This is a genomic window from Stenotrophomonas sp. GQ19 (assembly GCF_059758695.1).
Genome location: NZ_JCAXES010000002.1, coordinates 15048 through 30030 on the forward strand (window position 1 = coordinate 15048; position 14983 = coordinate 30030).

General features: G+C 69.2%; 14 protein-coding genes and 1 tRNA gene. 6 read left to right on the forward strand and 9 right to left on the reverse strand.

All coding sequences use genetic code 11. The features are described 5' to 3' along the window. Nucleotides 1–11 precede the first annotated feature (11 nt). The 8 genes from AC6CHL_RS04215 to AC6CHL_RS04250 all read right to left on the reverse strand — a co-directional run bounded on the left by AC6CHL_RS04215 (nucleotide 12) and on the right by AC6CHL_RS04250 (nucleotide 7118). Nucleotides 12–88, reverse strand: a tRNA-Asn gene (locus tag AC6CHL_RS04215). Nucleotides 89–157: 69 nt separating this feature from the next. Further along, entirely contained in the window at nucleotides 158–628 is a 471-nt protein-coding gene (gene rlmH, locus AC6CHL_RS04220; protein WP_498293516.1) for a 23S rRNA (pseudouridine(1915)-N(3))-methyltransferase RlmH, read from the reverse strand. An 84-nt stretch (nucleotides 629–712) separates the two neighbouring features. Further along, nucleotides 713–1117, reverse strand: coding sequence for a ribosome silencing factor (gene rsfS, locus AC6CHL_RS04225; RefSeq protein ID WP_051598970.1), 405 nt, complete (start codon nucleotides 1115–1117; stop codon nucleotides 713–715). 97 nt (nucleotides 1118–1214) lie between these two features. Beyond that, entirely contained in the window at nucleotides 1215–1880 is a 666-nt protein-coding gene (gene nadD / locus AC6CHL_RS04230) for a nicotinate-nucleotide adenylyltransferase (RefSeq protein WP_498293517.1), read from the reverse strand. Nucleotides 1881–1885: 5 nt separating this feature from the next. Continuing rightward, on the reverse strand, nucleotides 1886–2923 hold the full coding sequence (gene holA, locus AC6CHL_RS04235) for a DNA polymerase III subunit delta (protein WP_141058969.1): 1038 nt from the start codon (nucleotides 2921–2923) through the stop codon (nucleotides 1886–1888). A 25-nt stretch (nucleotides 2924–2948) separates the two neighbouring features. Next, on the reverse strand, nucleotides 2949–3548 hold the full coding sequence (locus tag AC6CHL_RS04240; protein ID WP_038687098.1) for an LPS-assembly lipoprotein LptE: 600 nt from the start codon (nucleotides 3546–3548) through the stop codon (nucleotides 2949–2951). Between the two features lie 186 nt (nucleotides 3549–3734). Then, the gene (gene leuS, locus AC6CHL_RS04245; RefSeq protein ID WP_038687096.1) at nucleotides 3735–6374 is read right to left on the reverse strand and encodes a leucine--tRNA ligase; all 2640 of its coding nucleotides are present in this window, start codon (nucleotides 6372–6374) and stop codon (nucleotides 3735–3737) included. A 138-nt stretch (nucleotides 6375–6512) separates the two neighbouring features. Beyond that, nucleotides 6513–7118, reverse strand: a complete 606-nt coding sequence (locus AC6CHL_RS04250; protein WP_447595005.1) for a DUF998 domain-containing protein — start codon at nucleotides 7116–7118, stop codon at nucleotides 6513–6515. 130 nt (nucleotides 7119–7248) lie between these two features. Here AC6CHL_RS04250 and trxA point away from each other — a divergent pair, with 130 nt between their 5' ends. The 5 genes from trxA to AC6CHL_RS04275 all read left to right on the forward strand — a co-directional run bounded on the left by trxA (nucleotide 7249) and on the right by AC6CHL_RS04275 (nucleotide 12903). Next, nucleotides 7249–8106: a thioredoxin gene (trxA, locus tag AC6CHL_RS04255; protein ID WP_313426412.1), complete on the forward strand. Its 858-nt coding sequence runs from the start codon at nucleotides 7249–7251 to the stop codon at nucleotides 8104–8106. 205 nt (nucleotides 8107–8311) lie between these two features. Further along, nucleotides 8312–9976: a FecR family protein gene (locus AC6CHL_RS04260; RefSeq protein WP_498293519.1), complete on the forward strand. Its 1665-nt coding sequence runs from the start codon at nucleotides 8312–8314 to the stop codon at nucleotides 9974–9976. Beyond that, entirely contained in the window at nucleotides 9973–11598 is a 1626-nt protein-coding gene (locus AC6CHL_RS04265; RefSeq protein WP_498293520.1) for a CHASE2 domain-containing protein, read from the forward strand. The genes AC6CHL_RS04260 and AC6CHL_RS04265 overlap by 4 nt, the downstream gene beginning before the upstream one ends. Nucleotides 11599–11661: 63 nt before the next feature. After that, nucleotides 11662–12135 (forward strand): DUF4442 domain-containing protein, encoded by a 474-nt coding sequence (locus AC6CHL_RS04270; protein ID WP_463601415.1) that lies wholly within the window; start codon nucleotides 11662–11664, stop codon nucleotides 12133–12135. Between the two features lie 51 nt (nucleotides 12136–12186). Continuing rightward, on the forward strand, nucleotides 12187–12903 hold the full coding sequence (locus AC6CHL_RS04275; protein WP_498293522.1) for a hypothetical protein: 717 nt from the start codon (nucleotides 12187–12189) through the stop codon (nucleotides 12901–12903). Nucleotides 12904–12912: 9 nt separating this feature from the next. Here AC6CHL_RS04275 and AC6CHL_RS04280 read toward each other — a convergent pair whose 3' ends face one another. Continuing rightward, entirely contained in the window at nucleotides 12913–14229 is a 1317-nt protein-coding gene (locus tag AC6CHL_RS04280; protein ID WP_498293523.1) for a hypothetical protein, read from the reverse strand. 75 nt (nucleotides 14230–14304) lie between these two features. Here AC6CHL_RS04280 and AC6CHL_RS04285 point away from each other — a divergent pair, with 75 nt between their 5' ends. Then, a complete protein-coding gene (locus AC6CHL_RS04285; RefSeq protein ID WP_038687085.1) occupies nucleotides 14305–14982 on the forward strand; it encodes a DUF502 domain-containing protein in 678 nt (225 codons plus the stop codon). The last annotated feature ends 1 nt before the right edge of the window (nucleotide 14983 follow it).

Genomic DNA, 14983 nt, shown 5'->3' on the forward strand with positions numbered 1-14983 from the left:
TTTTCAAAACTTGGCGCCCGAAGTTGGACTCGAACCAACGACCCCCTGATTAACAGTCAAGTGCTCTAACCGGCTGAGCTATTCGGGCGGGGTGCGCATTGTAGCCCGTTTTTCACAGGATGTAACCCGTTTTCGCAGGTTTTCTTCCAGCCCGTTGTCAGGCGCGATGGTACGGGTGGTTGGCCAGCATCGCCGCCGCGCGATACAGCTGCTCGGCCACCACCAGTCGCACCAGCATGTGCGGCAGCGTCAGCGGACCAATCGACCATTTTTCATCGGCCAGCGCGGACACTTCCGCCGAGTGGCCTTCGGGCCCACCGATCAGGAAGGCCATGTCCCTGCCCTGCCCGCGCCAATGTTCCAGGCGCTGCGCCAGCTGCTCCGAACTGAGCTGGCGGCCCGGCACATCCAGCACCACCACGTAGGCATTCTTCGGCAGCGCGGCAATCACCCGCTTGCCTTCATCGTCGGTGGCACGGCGCGCGTCGCGGCCCTTGCCACGCAGGCCCGGCTCGATCTCCACCAGCTCGAAGGGCAACCAGTGCGACAGGCGCTTCTGGTACTCGGCAAAGCCCTGCGCCACCCAGGCGGGGGCGCGTTCGCCGGTGGCGATCAGCCTGGCTTTCATCTGCAGTCTCCCGGCATCTGCGGCGATGCCGTTGAAATGACAACGGCGCCATCGGCGCCGTCATCGTGTCCGCGACGCGCCGCTTCAGCGTGCGCCGTGGCCGTACTCGTCGCCTTCTTCGGCGTCGTCGTCCAGCAGGCTCGGCGGCTGGTCGCCGACCGTCCACAGGCGCTCCAGCGCGTAGAACTCGCGCACGCGCGGCAGCATCACGTGCACCACCACGTCGCCCAGGTCGACCAGCACCCACTCGGCTTCGCGCTCGCCTTCCACACCCAGCGGCATCACGCCCAGGGCCTTGGCGAACTTGACGACCTCATCGGCGATCGACTTCACGTGACGGCTGGAGGTACCCGAGGCGATCACCATGTAATCGGCGACGCTGGACTTGCCGATCACATCGATTTCGACGAGATCCTTGGCCTTCAGTTCTTCGGTGGCCTTGCGCACGCACTCCAGCAGCTGCGCGTTGGAGGGTGCCGGGTTCGGCATCTGGACCTTGATGGTCTGGGGCTGGGCTTGGTTGCTCAAAGCGGGTGAACTCGATAAATGTGGGGCCGATTATACGGGCCCGGGGCCCCGCGCGTATTCACACACGCTGGGCGCCGTACAGGCCCCCGTCGGCGATGTAGTCGGCCACGGCAGGCGGCAGCAGGCTGCGCCAGTCTTCGCCGGCGGTGATCCGGGCGCGGACGGCACTGGCCGATTCCTCGCGCAGCGGGGTCTGCAGGCGCAGCACGCGCCCGGCCGGGGCGCCCAGCAGCGCGCGCTCGTGGTCGGCCCAGCGCCCGGCCAGGGCGGCCTCCAGCGCGGGCGGCAGGGCCTGCTCCAGCGGGCTGCCCGGGCGGTCGGCGACGATGAAGTGGGCCAGCCCGAACAGGGCCTCCCAGTCATGCCAGCCGGTCAGGCCCAGCAGGCTGTCGGCGCCCACCAGCCACGCCAGCGGCTGATGGGGGCCCAGCTCTGCGCGCAGCTCGCGCAGGGTGTCCACCGTATAGGACGGCACCCCGGGCTGGCGCGCGGACCGTTCCAGCTCACGCAGATCGAGCAGCAGGCCCGGCTCGTCGCCGATCGCCAGTGCCAGCATGTGCGCCCGCTGCCCGGCATCGGCGCCCGGCGCGGCCCGGTGCGGCGGGTCGGCCGCGGGCAGCAGGCGCACCGCCACCTGCAACTGGTCGCGCGCCGCGCGCGCGATCGCCAGGTGGCCCAGGTGCACAGGATCGAAGGTACCGCCGTAATGAATGCGCAGGCCCATGCCGCTCAGGCGCGGGCCAGCAGGCGCACGGCGCGGGCTTCGGCCACGGCCAGCAGCAGGCGTTCCAGCCCGAGCCACGGGTCGCCGTCGGCACGGCCCTTGGCCATGCGGTCCACCAGACCGGCCTCGGCCACGAAACGCTCCCAGCGCTTGGGTTCGGGATGGCGCTGCAGGGCGCGCTTGAACGGCGCCTGCCGCGATTCCCAGATCCCGCGGCTCTTCATCTCGGCGGCCAGGTTGCCGCCCCGGGCCTGCACGCGGGCCAGCCCGGCGGTGGACAGCAGCTCGCGGATGACCATCGGGGTCAGCGCCGCCACCGCTTCGCCTTCGCCCCGCAGCCCGGCCAGCATGCGCAGCACCGCCACCGGCTGCCCCGAGAACGTGGCCTCCAGCAGGCGGAACACGTCATAGCGGGCGGCGTCGGCCACCAGCGATTCCATGGTGTCCACGTCCAGGGTCTGCCCGGCGGCCAGCAGGGCCAGCTTGTCGATCTCCTGCGCGGCGGCCAGCAGGTTGCCTTCCACCCGCTCGGCCAGGCGCTGCACAGCGGCCGGTTCGGCGCGAAGGCCCTTGCTGCGCAGGCGGCGTTCGATCCAGTCCGGCAACTCGTGCGGCTTGATCGCCCAGGCCACCGACAGCACGCCGACGCGATTGACCGCCTCGGCCCACTTGCCCTGGTGGGCCTTGCTCCATTCGTTGCAGGTGATCAGCAGGATCACGTCCGGCGCAGGATTCGCGCAGAACTGGCTGATCACTTCGGCGCCTTCCTTGCCCGGCTTGCCGCTGGGCAGGCGCAGTTCCATCAAACGCCGCGGGCTGAACAGGCTGGGCGCATTGAAGCTGGCCTCGACCTGGTGCCAATCGAAATCGCGGCCGTCCGCATCGAAGACCTCGCGCTCGTCGATGCCGTCGGCGCGGGCGCGGGCGCGCACCACGTCGGCCGCTTCCAGCACGCGCAGGGTTTCCGGGCCGGCGATCAGATAGACCGGGGCCAATGCCTGGCCAGCCGGCTGGCTGGCGAATTGTTCGGGTCGCAGTTCCATCCTGGCGCCGGTCCGGAGGGACCGGTCAGTGCCCCGGGATGGGCGTAGCAGGGGCCGCCGGCGGCGGCACCGGCGGTTCAACCGGCAGGCTGTCCGGGGTGGCCGGCTTGACCGGGATGCGGCCTTCCATCTCGGCGCGCACCACGCTGTCGATGCGGCGCATGATCGAGGCCGACATCTCACGACGCAGTTCGTCGGCGAGGATCTCGCGCTCGGTGGTGGTACCGGTGGCGTCGGTGGGCGGGGACACGTAGTCGCGCGACAGCTCGATCACCTGCTGCGGCACCAGCTCGCTGCCATCCTCACGCAGGAACTTGAAGATCACCGCGTAGCGCAAGCTGTATTCCTGGGCACGGCCCTGGGCATCGATGGCAATGGGCAGATCACCCCAGCGCTCGGACAGCACCTGCAGCTGGGCCGCCTTGGCGGTGTCGTCCGACTCGGCGATCTGCGCCCCCGACGACTGCAGCCCCCGGCGCAGCAGCTTGGCCAGCTCGCTGTACGGCGCGGTGGACACCACCTTCACTGCGGCGGTATCGGCCGGCAGCATCAGCTTGTTGCGCAGGTGGAAGCCGCAGCCGGCAAGGGACGCGGTCAGGACAAGGGCAAGCAGGAATCGGGTCATGGGCACAGTCTGGGGGAGCCGGGCGGGCGCGGCAACAGGCACTGAAGATGCCCGATGCCGCGTGAACGTAGAGCGGGGCTCTGCCCCGCTCCGGGGGGCGCCGGGTAGAACCCGGCTCTACGGGGGTGCTGCAGCCGGGTGGAACCCGGCTTTACGGTAGCCGGGTAGAACCCGGCTCTACGTGGATCAGGCAGCGACGATGTTCACGATCTTGCCGGGCACGATGATGATCTTGCGCACCGTCAGCCCGTCCAGGAACTTGGCCGCGTTCGGCTCGGCCAGGCCCAGTGCTTCGATCTGGTCGCGCGGCGCATCGGCGGCCACCTCGATGGTGCCCCGCAGCTTGCCGTTGACCTGCACCGCCAGGGTGACCGCATCGCGCACCAGCGCACTGCTGTCGACCTGCGGGAACGCCTGGTCTTCCAGCAGCGTTTCGCCGTGGCCCAGCACCTGCCACAGCGCATGGCTGGCATGCGGGGTGATCGGGTTGAGCAGCAGCACGGTGGCCTGCAACGCTTCCTGGCGGACCGCACGGCCCTGCCCGCTTGCATCGTCGAACTTGGCCAGCGCGTTCATCAGTTCCATCACCGCGGCAATGGCGGTGTTGAAGCTGTGGCGGCGGCCATAGTCGTCGCCGACCTTGCCGATGGTTTCGTGGGTCTTGCGGCGCAGCACCTTCTGCTCGGCGTTCAGCGCGGCCACGTCCAGCGCCGGGGCCGGGCCTTCGGCAGCGTGCTTCTGCACCTGCGTCCACAAGCGGCGCAGGAACCGCGCCATGCCATCCACGCCGGCCTCGTTCCACTCCAGCGACTGCTCCGGCGGCGCGGCGAACATCGAGAACAGGCGCACCGTGTCGGCGCCGTACTTGCTCACCATCACCTGCGGGTCCACGCCATTGTTCTTGGACTTGGACATCTTCTCGGTGCCGCCGATCACCACCGGCTGGCCGTCGGCGATCAGGGTGGCGCCGGTGATGCGGCCGCGCTCGTCGCGCTGCACGTCCACGTCGGCCGGGTTGATCCAGTCCTTGGAGCCGTCCGGGTTCGGGCGGTAGTAGGTCTCGGCGATCACCATGCCCTGGCACAGCAGGTTCTGCGCCGGCTCGTTGCTGTCCACCATGCGCGCATCACGCAGCAGCTTGTGGAAGAAACGGAAGTACATCAGGTGCAGGATGGCGTGCTCGATGCCGCCGATGTACTGGTCCACCGGCAGCCAGTAGTTGCCGCGCTTGTCCACCGCATCACGGGCACCCGGCGAGGTGTAACGCGCGTAGTACCAGCTGGACTCCATGAAGGTGTCGAAGGTGTCGGTTTCGCGCTCGGCCGCGCCGCCGCAGTCCGGGCAGGTGGTCTTGCGCCATTCCGGGTCGGCCTTGATCGGCGACCCGGTGCCGACGAAGTTGACGTTCTCGGGCAGTACCACCGGCAGCTGTTCTTCCGGCACCGGCAACGCGCCGCACTTGGGGCAGTAGATCACCGGGATCGGGCAGCCCCAATAGCGCTGGCGGCTCACGCCCCAGTCGCGCAGGCGGTAGTTCACGCGGCGCTGGCCCTGGGCCTTGCGCTCGAAGCGTTCGGCCAGCGCCTCGAAGGCGCCCTGGAAGTCCAGGCCGTCGAACTCGTCGGAGTTGACCAGTTCGGTGTCGCGGGTCTTGTCGCCGTACCAGTCCTGCCAACGGCTGGCGTCGTAGGCGCTTTCTTCCTTGCGCAACGCCTTCAGCGCGATGACCTGGCGGATCGGCAGGCCGTACTTGGTGGCGAACTCGAAGTCGCGCTGGTCGTGGCCCGGCACGGCCATCACCGCGCCGGTGCCGTAGCCCATCAGCACGAAGTTGGCCACCCACACCGGCACCTGGGCGCCGGTGACCGGATGCACGGCGCGCAGGCCGGTATCCATGCCGCGCTTTTCCTGGGTTTCCAGTTCGGCTTCAGACACGCCGCCCTGCTTCATCTCGGCCAGCAGTGCGGCCAGTGCCGGGTTGGACTTGGCCGCGTGCTGGGCCAGCGGGTGTTCGCCGGCGATCGACACGAAGGTCACGCCCATCACCGTGTCCGGACGGGTGGTGAACACGCGCAGCGAATCCAGCGCGCTGCCGTCAGCGTCGCGCACGTCGAACTGGATTTCCAGCCCTTCGGAGCGGCCGATCCAGTTGCGCTGCATGGTCTTGACCGAATCGGGCCAGCCCGGCAGTTCATCCAGGCCGTCCAGCAGTTCCTGGGCGTAATCGGTGATGCGCAGGAACCACTGCGGGATCTCGCGCTTTTCCACCAGCGCGCCGGAACGCCAGCCGCGGCCGTCGATGACCTGCTCGTTGGCCAGCACGGTCTGGTCGATCGGGTCCCAGTTCACCACCGCGTTGCGGCGGTAGGCCAGGCCCTTGCGCATCAGCCGGGTGAACATGCGCTGCTCGTGCACGTAGTACTCCGGCGTGCAGGTGGCGAACTCGCGCGACCAGTCCACCGCATAGCCCATGGCCTTGAACTGGCCCCGCATGTGCTCGATGTTGGCGTAGGTCCACTTGGCCGGCGCGGTCTTGTTCTTGATCGCCGCATTCTCGGCCGGCAGGCCGAAGGCATCCCAGCCCATCGGCTGCAGCACGTTGTGCCCGGTCATCCGCTTGTAGCGGCTGATCACGTCACCGATCGTGTAGTTGCGCACGTGGCCCATGTGCAGCGCCCCGGACGGGTACGGCAGCATCGAGAGGCAGTAGTACTTCGGTTTGTCCGAAGTCTCGCTCACCTCGAAGGCACGGGTGGCATCCCAGAACTTCTGGGCGGCGGATTCAACCTGCTGCGGATCGTAAACGTTGGGTTCGACGCTGGTCATGGAAACGCTAGTGCGGCGGCAAAGCGGGACAGGGTACCGCAGTGCGGCATGGGGCTCCAATCGAGCGCAGCTACCCTGCCCCACAAAGCCCTCATCCCGTTGAATCGCCAAGGGTTTTCCCCAGACGACGGATTCCGCTCAGCGCAGGCGATGCGCCAATGGCAGCGCCGCGACCAGCCACACCGCCCAGACGGCAAAGGCCAGCCGCTGCGCCAGCGGTGCCGGCATCCATGCCTGCAGCACGAACGCGGCCAGCACCATGCCCACCGCGCAGCCCAGGTGCAGCAGCGCCTGCGCGCGCCAGCCCGGCACGCGCAGCGCGCCCAGCCCGTACAGCAGCGTGCCCGGCACGAACGCCAGCACCCACACCATCCACGCACTGGCATGGAACTGGCTGGCCGGGCTTTCAATATCGCTGGCGTCCAGCGGCAGCAGCCCCATCGCGGCGAAGCCGGCCCCCGCCAGCACCAGCAGCTGCACGCCCACGCGCAGCGTCCAGGGCGCCGTGCGCGGCACCCGCACCAGCAGGCGCAGCGCCACCCCGCACGCCAGTACCCCCGGCAGCACCAGCCCCAGCCAACTGAATGCCTGTGCATGCGGCACCCCGGTGGCGCCCAGCAGCGCCACCGGATGCGACAGCGCGCGGTACCCCGGCAGCGCCGCACCGAAGCCGACAACCGCCACGACGAACACAAGCGCGGCAAGCGCGCCGATGCCGCGATCGATACGGGGCGAAATGTGCATGAAGGTCTGCCTGGGCCAAAGGGAACGCCGCGCATTGTCACCGGTTTGCGCCGATCCCGGGAGCCGGGGTTGCGTCCCGCAACCTGCGCACCCATACACTGCGTACATCTTTAATCGTTGATTGCCGACCATGAGCGAATTGCCGCACGTCTTCGACGCCACCACCGCCACCTTCGAAACCGAGGTCCTGCAGAAGTCTCTGCAGACGCCGGTGCTGGTCGATTTCTGGGCCAGCTGGTGCGAGCCCTGCAAAACCCTGGGGCCTATGCTGGAAAAGCTGGCCGCTGAGTACCACGGCGCCTTCGAGCTGGCCAAGGTCGACGTGGATGCCGAACAGCAGATCGCGGCGGCGTTCCAGATCCGCTCGGTGCCCACCGTGTTCCTGGTGAAGGGCGGCCAGCTGGTAGACGGTTTTCCCGGTGCGATCCCGGAAGGCCAGCTGCGCGAGTTCCTGGCCCAGCACGGCGTCACCCCGGCCGAACCGGCCGCCGACGCGGTGGCCGAGCCCGAACCGCTGGACCCGCAGGCCCAGGTCGACGTGCTGCGCGCGGCGATCGCCGCCGAGCCGGACAAGGACGAGCTGAAGCTGGACCTGGCGCTGGCCCTGCTGCAGACCGGCGGCACCGCCGAGGCCAGCACGTTGATCGATGCGCTGCCGGCCAACCTGGCCACCGACGACCGTGCGGTACGGGCCCGTGCGCGCCTGGATTTCGCCAACGCACTGCAGGACGCACCGGCGGCCGAAACGCTGGACGCACGCATCGCGGCCAATGGCGATGACCTGCAGGCGCGCCACCTGCGAGGCGTGCAGTTGCTGCTGGGCGGCGAGGATGAGGCCGCGCTGGAGCAGTTCCTGGCCATGCTGCGCAGCGACCGTACCTTCGCCGAAGGCCTGCCGCGCAAGCTGCTGATCGATGCCTTCAAGGTGATCGCCGACGAGGATCTGGTGGGCCGCTATCGCCGCCGGATGGCATCGCTGCTGTTCTGATCCGGCGCAGGAGGCGCCACGTGTTCAGTTACTACGGACGGATGCGCCTCGCCCACATGGAATGTGACGGAAGTCACGTTCAGAAACTCTGCACGGGTCCCGGGCAATAATGCGACCGCGGCGTCCACGACGCCGCGATCCATTCGGGGGGATGAGGTCTGGGCCATGGGGGCCGCACGGCTGAGCCCCGCCCAGCAGGGCCCAGATGACCGTGAGTTCGACCCGTTTGCTTCACCCCTGTTCGCTGCCCGCACGCCTGTTGATGGTGGCAGCCCTGCTGTTCTCCGCATTTCCCTTGCTGGCCCAGGATTGGACCTACCGGGTACGCCCCGGCGACACCCTGTGGGACCTGGGGTCGCGCTACCTGAAACCGTCGGTACCGTGGCAACACCTGCAATCCCACAACCGCGTGAGCGACCCCTACCGGTTGCCGCCGGGCAGCCAGCTGCGTTTCCCGGTGGCGTGGCTGGCGGTGCAGCCTGTCCCGGCCCGGGTACTGGCCCTGCGTGGGCCGGTGCAGGTTGGCGACGCGGCGCGCGGTGGCCTGCGCGATGTGATCGAAGGCGAGCTGCTCACGATCGGCCAGCATCTGGTCACCGGGGCCGATGCCAGCGTCACCCTGGTCTTTGCCGATGATTCGCGGCTGCAGCTGCGCGAAAACTCGCGGCTGCGCCTGGACCAGCTCAGCCGCTACGGGCACACCGGCATGGTCGACACCCGCGTGCGCCTGCAACAGGGCCGCACCAGCAACCGGGTAACGCCGGCAACTGGTCCGGCATCGCGCTACATCATCGATGCGCCAACGGCGACCAGCAGCGTACGCGGCACCGTGTTCCGGGTCAGCGCCGGCGGTGACGGGCGCAGCGCGGCCACCGAAGTGCTGCAGGGCAAGGTGCAGGTCGGCAACCCGCGCGGCCAACGCCTGGTCAGCCGCGGCCAGGCCACCCGCAGCACATCGCAGGACACGCGCCCGGGCCCACTGGAGCCGTTGCTGCCGGCGCCACTGCTGGACCCGGCGCAGCTGCGCCTGGACCCGCTGCCCGCGCAACTGGCGTGGACGGCGGTGGACGGTGCCGCGCACTACCGGGTGGACGTGGTGCGTGCCGACCAACCCGAGATCCTGCTGTTCGCACAGGACACCACGGCCACCACCCTGACCGTGCCGGACCTGGCGCCCGGCACGCTGCGCGTACTGGTCCGCGCGGTCAGCGCCGACGATGTGGAAGGTCTCGACGCCGAGCACGATTTCGAGGTGCGCGATCAACCGCCGCCCCCGTTGACGGTGCGCCCGGTCAACGAGGAAACCGTCAACAGCGCGCGGCCGCGGTTCCAGTGGAGCCAGGTCGACGGCGCCGCGACGAGCGTGCTGCAGATCGCGCGTGACGCCCAGTTCCTTGAGCCCGTGCTGGAGCAGCAGAGCACCAGCCCGCATGCACGCGCGGCCGCGGACCTGGCCCCGGGCACGTACTTCTGGCGGGTTGCCTCGCGCGATGGCAACGGCCACCGCGGCCGCTTCGGCCACCCGGTCGCGCTTACCCTCACCGATGCCCCCGTCGATCCCGCCCTGCAGCCACCGCAGGCTGCCAAGGGCCAGTTGACGCTGCGCTGGCAGGCCGGTGAAACCGGTCAACGCTACCGCGTGCAGATCGACCGCAAAGGCGATTTCGCCAACCCGTTACTGGACCGCGAGGTCGACCAGCCGGAGGTATCGCTGAAGCGTCCCTGGCACGGCACCCTGCACGTGCGCGTGCAGTACATCGATGACGACGGCTATGCCGGCCCGTTCTCGCCGGCACAGCAGGTCACGCTGCCCTGCCGCACCTGCTACGGCGCTGGCGGCGGCGCACTGCTGCTGTGGCTGCTGCTGTGAAACCACTGGCACTGTCGTGGCCGCAGCGGCTGGCGCTGTCGGCACTGGTGGGCGGCCTGGCCGCCATCGCCAGCCACTGGCAGTGGTTCTGGCAGCAGGACGAGGCGGTTTACGATGCGTATGTCGGGGCGTGGGACTACCCGCCCGACCCGCGCCTGCTGATCGTGGCGATCGACGACAACAGCCTGCAGCAGATCGGGCAGTGGCCCTGGCCGCGCTCGACCCACGCACGCCTGCTTGACCGCCTCACCGAGGCGGGCAGCGCTCGGGTGGTACTGGACCTGATGCTGTCCGAACCGGACCGTCAGGATGCAGCGCAGGATGCGGACCTGGCGGCGGCGATCCGTCGCAACGGACACGTGGTGCTGCCGGTGCTGGCCGCGCCGGCCAGCGGCCCGAACATGGCCGAGGAACTGCTGCCGATCCCGCTGATCGCCGCCAACGCAGCCACGCTCGGGCACAGCGATGTCGAAGTGGACGCCGACGGGGTGGCACGCGGCCTGTATCTCACCGCCGGGATCGGCTCACCGCACTGGCCCGCCCTCGGGCTGGCGCTGGCTGACGCACGCGGCCCGCTGCCCGGCCTGCGCGATCCGGACCCGGGACAGTCCTCGCCCTATCAATGGCGCCGCGACCATTACGTACGGGTGCGCTACGCAGGCCCACCCGAACGGTTTCCGCAGGTGTCCTACGTCGACCTGCTCAACGGCGACGTCGACCCGGCGCTGCTGCGCGGGCGGCTGGTCCTGGTTGGCATGACCGCCAGCGGCATCGCTCCGCGCCTGCTCACCCCGACCACGCGCGAGCGCTGGATGAGCGGCAGCGAGTACCAGGCCAACGTCGCCTCCATGCTGCTCACCGACAAGGTCATCACCCTGCCACCCACGCTGTGGCGGGACCTGCTCAGCGGCCTGCTGGTGGCGCTGTGCTGCCTGGGCCTGTCGCTGCCCCGGGCATCGGCCAGCGCGCTGCTGGCCTTGCCGTCCACCCTTCTGCTCAGCTTCGTATTGCTGCGCGCCGGCAACCTCTGGTTTGCCCCGGCTGCGGCGCTCACCGGCATGCTGGCCGTCATCTGCGCGTGGGTGTTGTGGCGGATCAGCGCGTGGCGCCGCCAGGCCAACAGCGATGCACTGACCGGGCTGGGCAACCGCCTGCGTTTCGAGCAGACCCTGCAGCAGGAACACGACGCCGGCCGCCGCAGTGGCCGCCCGCTGAGCCTGGTGCTGATCGATGTGGATCACTTCAAACACCATAACGATGTGTATGGGCACCAGGCCGGCGACAACGTGCTGCGCCTGATCGCCACCGAGATCGGCGCACACGCGCGGCGACCGCGCGACATGGCCGCGCGTTTCGGCGGCGACGAGTTCGCGCTGATCCTGCCCGACACCGCGGCCGACGGCGCGGTGCAGGTGATCGAGGACCTGCTGGCACGGGTACGCCTGCTGGAGGTGCCCGGTGCAAACGGGCAACGCGTCCACATCACCCTGACCGTGGGCGTGTACACGCGGGTACCCGCCATCCGCAGCGAACCGCGGCACTTCTTCGAAGGCGCCGATGCGGCGCTGTACAAGGCCAAGGCCGCGGGTCGTGACGGCTACATGGCCGACGACGGCGACTGATTGCCACACCATACGCCTGCGAATGGTAAGATTCATCCCTCGTTCGCAACCTGGGTCGACCCGATGAAAGCCAGCGTGTTCCGCCACGGCATGAACCTGTGGCCGCCGTTCCTGTTCACCGGCATCCATGTCACCGAAGTCAGCCCCGACTACCGCCACGTGCAGGTCGAGCTGCGCATGCGCCCCTGGAACCGCAACTACGTGGGCACCCATTTCGGGGGCAGCCTGTTTGCGATGACCGATCCGTTCTGGATGCTCACCGTGATGCACAACCTGGGCCGCGACTATTACGTGTGGGACAGGGCCGGCGAAATCGAATTCCTCAAACCGGGTCGCGGCACGGTGCGTGCGGAATTCCATCTGGACGACGCGCTGCTGGACCAGCTGCGTGCCGCCACGGCCGGTGGCGAAAAGTACCTGCACTGGTTCAGCAACGACATTCGCGACGCACAGGGCGAGGTGGTCGCGCGGGTACGCAAGCAGGTGTACCTGCGGCTGAAGCCGGACGCGCGCAACGGCGGCGCCCGCAAGGGCTGAGCACGCGGCGTGCTTGCTATGCTCGGCGCCCCCAACGTCGGCCCCTGCATCATGCGTACCCTGCTTATCGCCCTGCCCCTGCTGTGCCTGCCGGTGCTTGCGCACGCACTGGACATACCGCCGGTGGATTATCCGACGCTGCCGGCCACCGCCGCGGATGCGAACGGCTTCGTGCCGCGCGGCTGGCGCATCGAACAGCGGCTGGACGGCGACCTCAACGCCGACCGGCGTGCCGACCTGGTGCTGGTGCTGCGCCAGCAGGATCCCCGCAACGTGCTTGAACACGACGGCATGGGCATCAGCCCGCTGGACAGCAACCCGCGCCTGCTCGCCATCGCCTGGGCGCGGCCGGATGGCAGCTATGCGCTGGCCGCGCAGAACCACCAGCTGATTCCGCGCCACGAGTACCCGAACCTGTCGGACGTGTTCGAGGACGGCGCGGGCGGCGTGTCGATCGTGCGCGGCACGCTGCAGGTGGGCCTGTACGCCTTCTCCAACGCCGGCAGCTGGGCCTCCGGGTCCACCCGCTTCACCTTCCGATGGCAGCACGACGCGTTCGCGTTGATCGGCTACGACAGTGACACGATGATGCGCAATTCGGGCCAGACCGAATCGGTGAGCATCAACTACTCCACCGCGAAAATACGCCGCGCAAGCGGCAGCATCGAAACGGATGGCGAGCAGGTGGGCTGGGAGAAACTGGCCTCGACGCAGCGCTGGACGCTGGACAGCATCGGCGACGGTGCGGCGTTCAATCCGCTGCCATGACCCCGCCGCTCAATGCGCGCGCCACGCCTGCGGCAGCGCTGCGCTGACCCACGGCGGCCCGCCATCGCCCGCGCGGCCGTACCGCGGCACCTGCACCCGCTGCCCATCGGCGCTCAGCTGCGGCGGGCGCTGCGTGCTGCGCAGCGCCTGCGGCATCGCGGCCAGGCGGGCCAGCGCGTCGGTCTGGCCACGCGGCTGCCCATGCAGCCACAGCATCGCCCCCGCCAGCCGCAGCTGGGCGCCGGCATCCTGCATGCGAAGGGAATAGCCGTCGTATGCCGGCTCGCTGATGGCCAGCGTCATGCAACCGGCCGCGTTGGCCACGCAGGCCAATGACCAGATCGACGGCGCCGCGGGCAGCTGCACGGGGCGATCGTCGCGGATCTGCGCCTGCACCTCGGTGCTGCAGGTACGCGACATCTGCCAGGCATTGCGGGCCTGGGTCTTGCCTTCGTCGTGCAACCAGCCTTGCGCCTGCTCCAGCGCCGGCTGGTTGGCCATCGCCGCCCGCACGAACGCAAACTCGCCGCGCATCGGCAGGCACAGGTCCAGCTCAGCCACCGTGGGGGCGACAAGCGCCTGGTGGCACGTTGTCGGGACAGCGGTGCCCGCCGGCAGCTCGGCCAGGATCTCGGTGAACAGGCCCGCGTTGCGCTCGGCCATCGCCGACCCCACCATCGCCACCAGCAGGCTGTCGCTGCGGGCCATCAGCATGCGCCCGGTGCGGATGTCCTCGCAGGTGCCCTGCAGTGCCTGGGTGCTGTTGCCGCGCACGTGCGCCAGCGCGTGCCACGACGTGCGCTCCATCAGCACCTGGAACGACGGGAAGGGCATCGCCACGTCGGGCACGAACAGCGAGCGGTAGTGATCGTCCTCGCCCAGCGCGGCAATGCGGGCGTGCAACCCGTCATGGCCGGCATGGGCCTGCGCCACCGCATCGGCGTCGGCACGTACCGCGGCCAGACAGGCGCTGACGTCGCGCCTGCACCAGCCGGTGGCCGGCGTGACCTTCGCAACGTGCGTTTCGACCGCCACGGCATCGCCGGCCGGCGCTGCGCCGCGGGCCGGCCCAGGCGCCCAACGGCGCGCATCCTCGGCGGTCTGCGCCTGCACCTGCGCCGGTGTCATGCCGTCATGGTCCAGCAGCCAGATCGCCGGGAACGCATTGCGTTCGGGTGCCATCGTGGGCAACCCCGCCTCCATGGCCTGCAGCGCCCGGCGTTCCGCGGCCGGCACCGGCAGCAACCACGACACCAGCAGCACCAGCCCTACCAGCGCGCCCAACCCCAGCACGGTCACACCCACCCACTTCAGTCCCTTCAACACAGCATTCCCTCCCTGCGCCGCTCCCTGCAGCGGCAGGCAGGGTAATCCGGGCGGCCGCACCGCTACAATGCGCCGATGTCGCCCGAAGCCCCCCAACTCGTTCCGCGCCCCTCCCTGCAGCGCCTGTTCCTGACCGGCCTGCTGACCCTGCTGCCGATCTGGCTGACCTGGGTGGTGGTCAAATTCGTGTTCGTGCTGTTGTCGGGCATTTCCAGCCCGGTGGTGGTGCCCCTGTCCGAGCAGATCGCCGCCTCGTTCCCGCATTACCTGGGCTGGGTCAAGGTCGAGTGGATGCAGAACGTGATCGGCCTGGCTGCCACCCTGCTGGTGATCCTCAGCGTGGGCGTGCTCAGCCGCCGGGTGATCGGCCAGCGCCTGCTGCGCTGGTTCGGCGCGGTCATCAAGCGCATTCCGCTGGCCAGCATCATCTACGACAGCGCCAAGAAGCTGCTGGACATGCTGCAGACCGAACCGGGCAGCACCCAGCGCGTGGTGCTGATCGACTTCCCGCACCGTGACATGAAGTCGGTCGGCCTGGTCACGCGGGTGATCCGCGAACAGGGCACCGACCGCGAGCTGGCCGCGGTGTACGTGCCGACCACGCCCAACCCCACCTCCGGCTACCTGGAAATCGTGCCGGTGGAACTGCTGACCCCCACCGACTGGACCGTCGACCAGGCGATGAGCTTCATCATCTCCGGCGGTGCTGTCGCGCCGGAAAGCGTGCCGTTCACCCGCGCCGGCGACCGCTGAG

Bases quoted from the DNA above. Each gene is read 5' to 3' on its own strand.
- rlmH (WP_498293516.1), bottom strand. From the start codon at position 628: ATGAAAGCCAGGCTGATCGCCACCGGCGAACGCGCCCCCGCCTGGGTG.
- rsfS (WP_051598970.1), bottom strand. From the start codon at position 1,117: ATGCCGAACCCGGCACCCTCCAACGCGCAGCTGCTGGAGTGCGTGCGC.
- nadD (WP_498293517.1), bottom strand. From the start codon at position 1,880: ATGGGCCTGCGCATTCATTACGGCGGTACCTTCGATCCTGTGCACCTG.
- holA (WP_141058969.1), bottom strand. From the start codon at position 2,923: ATGGAACTGCGACCCGAACAATTCGCCAGCCAGCCGGCTGGCCAGGCA.
- AC6CHL_RS04240 (WP_038687098.1), bottom strand. From the start codon at position 3,548: ATGACCCGATTCCTGCTTGCCCTTGTCCTGACCGCGTCCCTTGCCGGC.
- leuS (WP_038687096.1), bottom strand. From the start codon at position 6,374: ATGACCAGCGTCGAACCCAACGTTTACGATCCGCAGCAGGTTGAATCC.
- AC6CHL_RS04250 (WP_447595005.1), bottom strand. From the start codon at position 7,118: ATGCACATTTCGCCCCGTATCGATCGCGGCATCGGCGCGCTTGCCGCG.
- trxA (WP_313426412.1), top strand. From the start codon at position 7,249: ATGAGCGAATTGCCGCACGTCTTCGACGCCACCACCGCCACCTTCGAA.
- AC6CHL_RS04260 (WP_498293519.1), top strand. From the start codon at position 8,312: ATGACCGTGAGTTCGACCCGTTTGCTTCACCCCTGTTCGCTGCCCGCA.
- AC6CHL_RS04270 (WP_463601415.1), top strand. From the start codon at position 11,662: ATGAAAGCCAGCGTGTTCCGCCACGGCATGAACCTGTGGCCGCCGTTC.
- AC6CHL_RS04275 (WP_498293522.1), top strand. From the start codon at position 12,187: ATGCGTACCCTGCTTATCGCCCTGCCCCTGCTGTGCCTGCCGGTGCTT.
- AC6CHL_RS04285 (WP_038687085.1), top strand. From the start codon at position 14,305: ATGTCGCCCGAAGCCCCCCAACTCGTTCCGCGCCCCTCCCTGCAGCGC.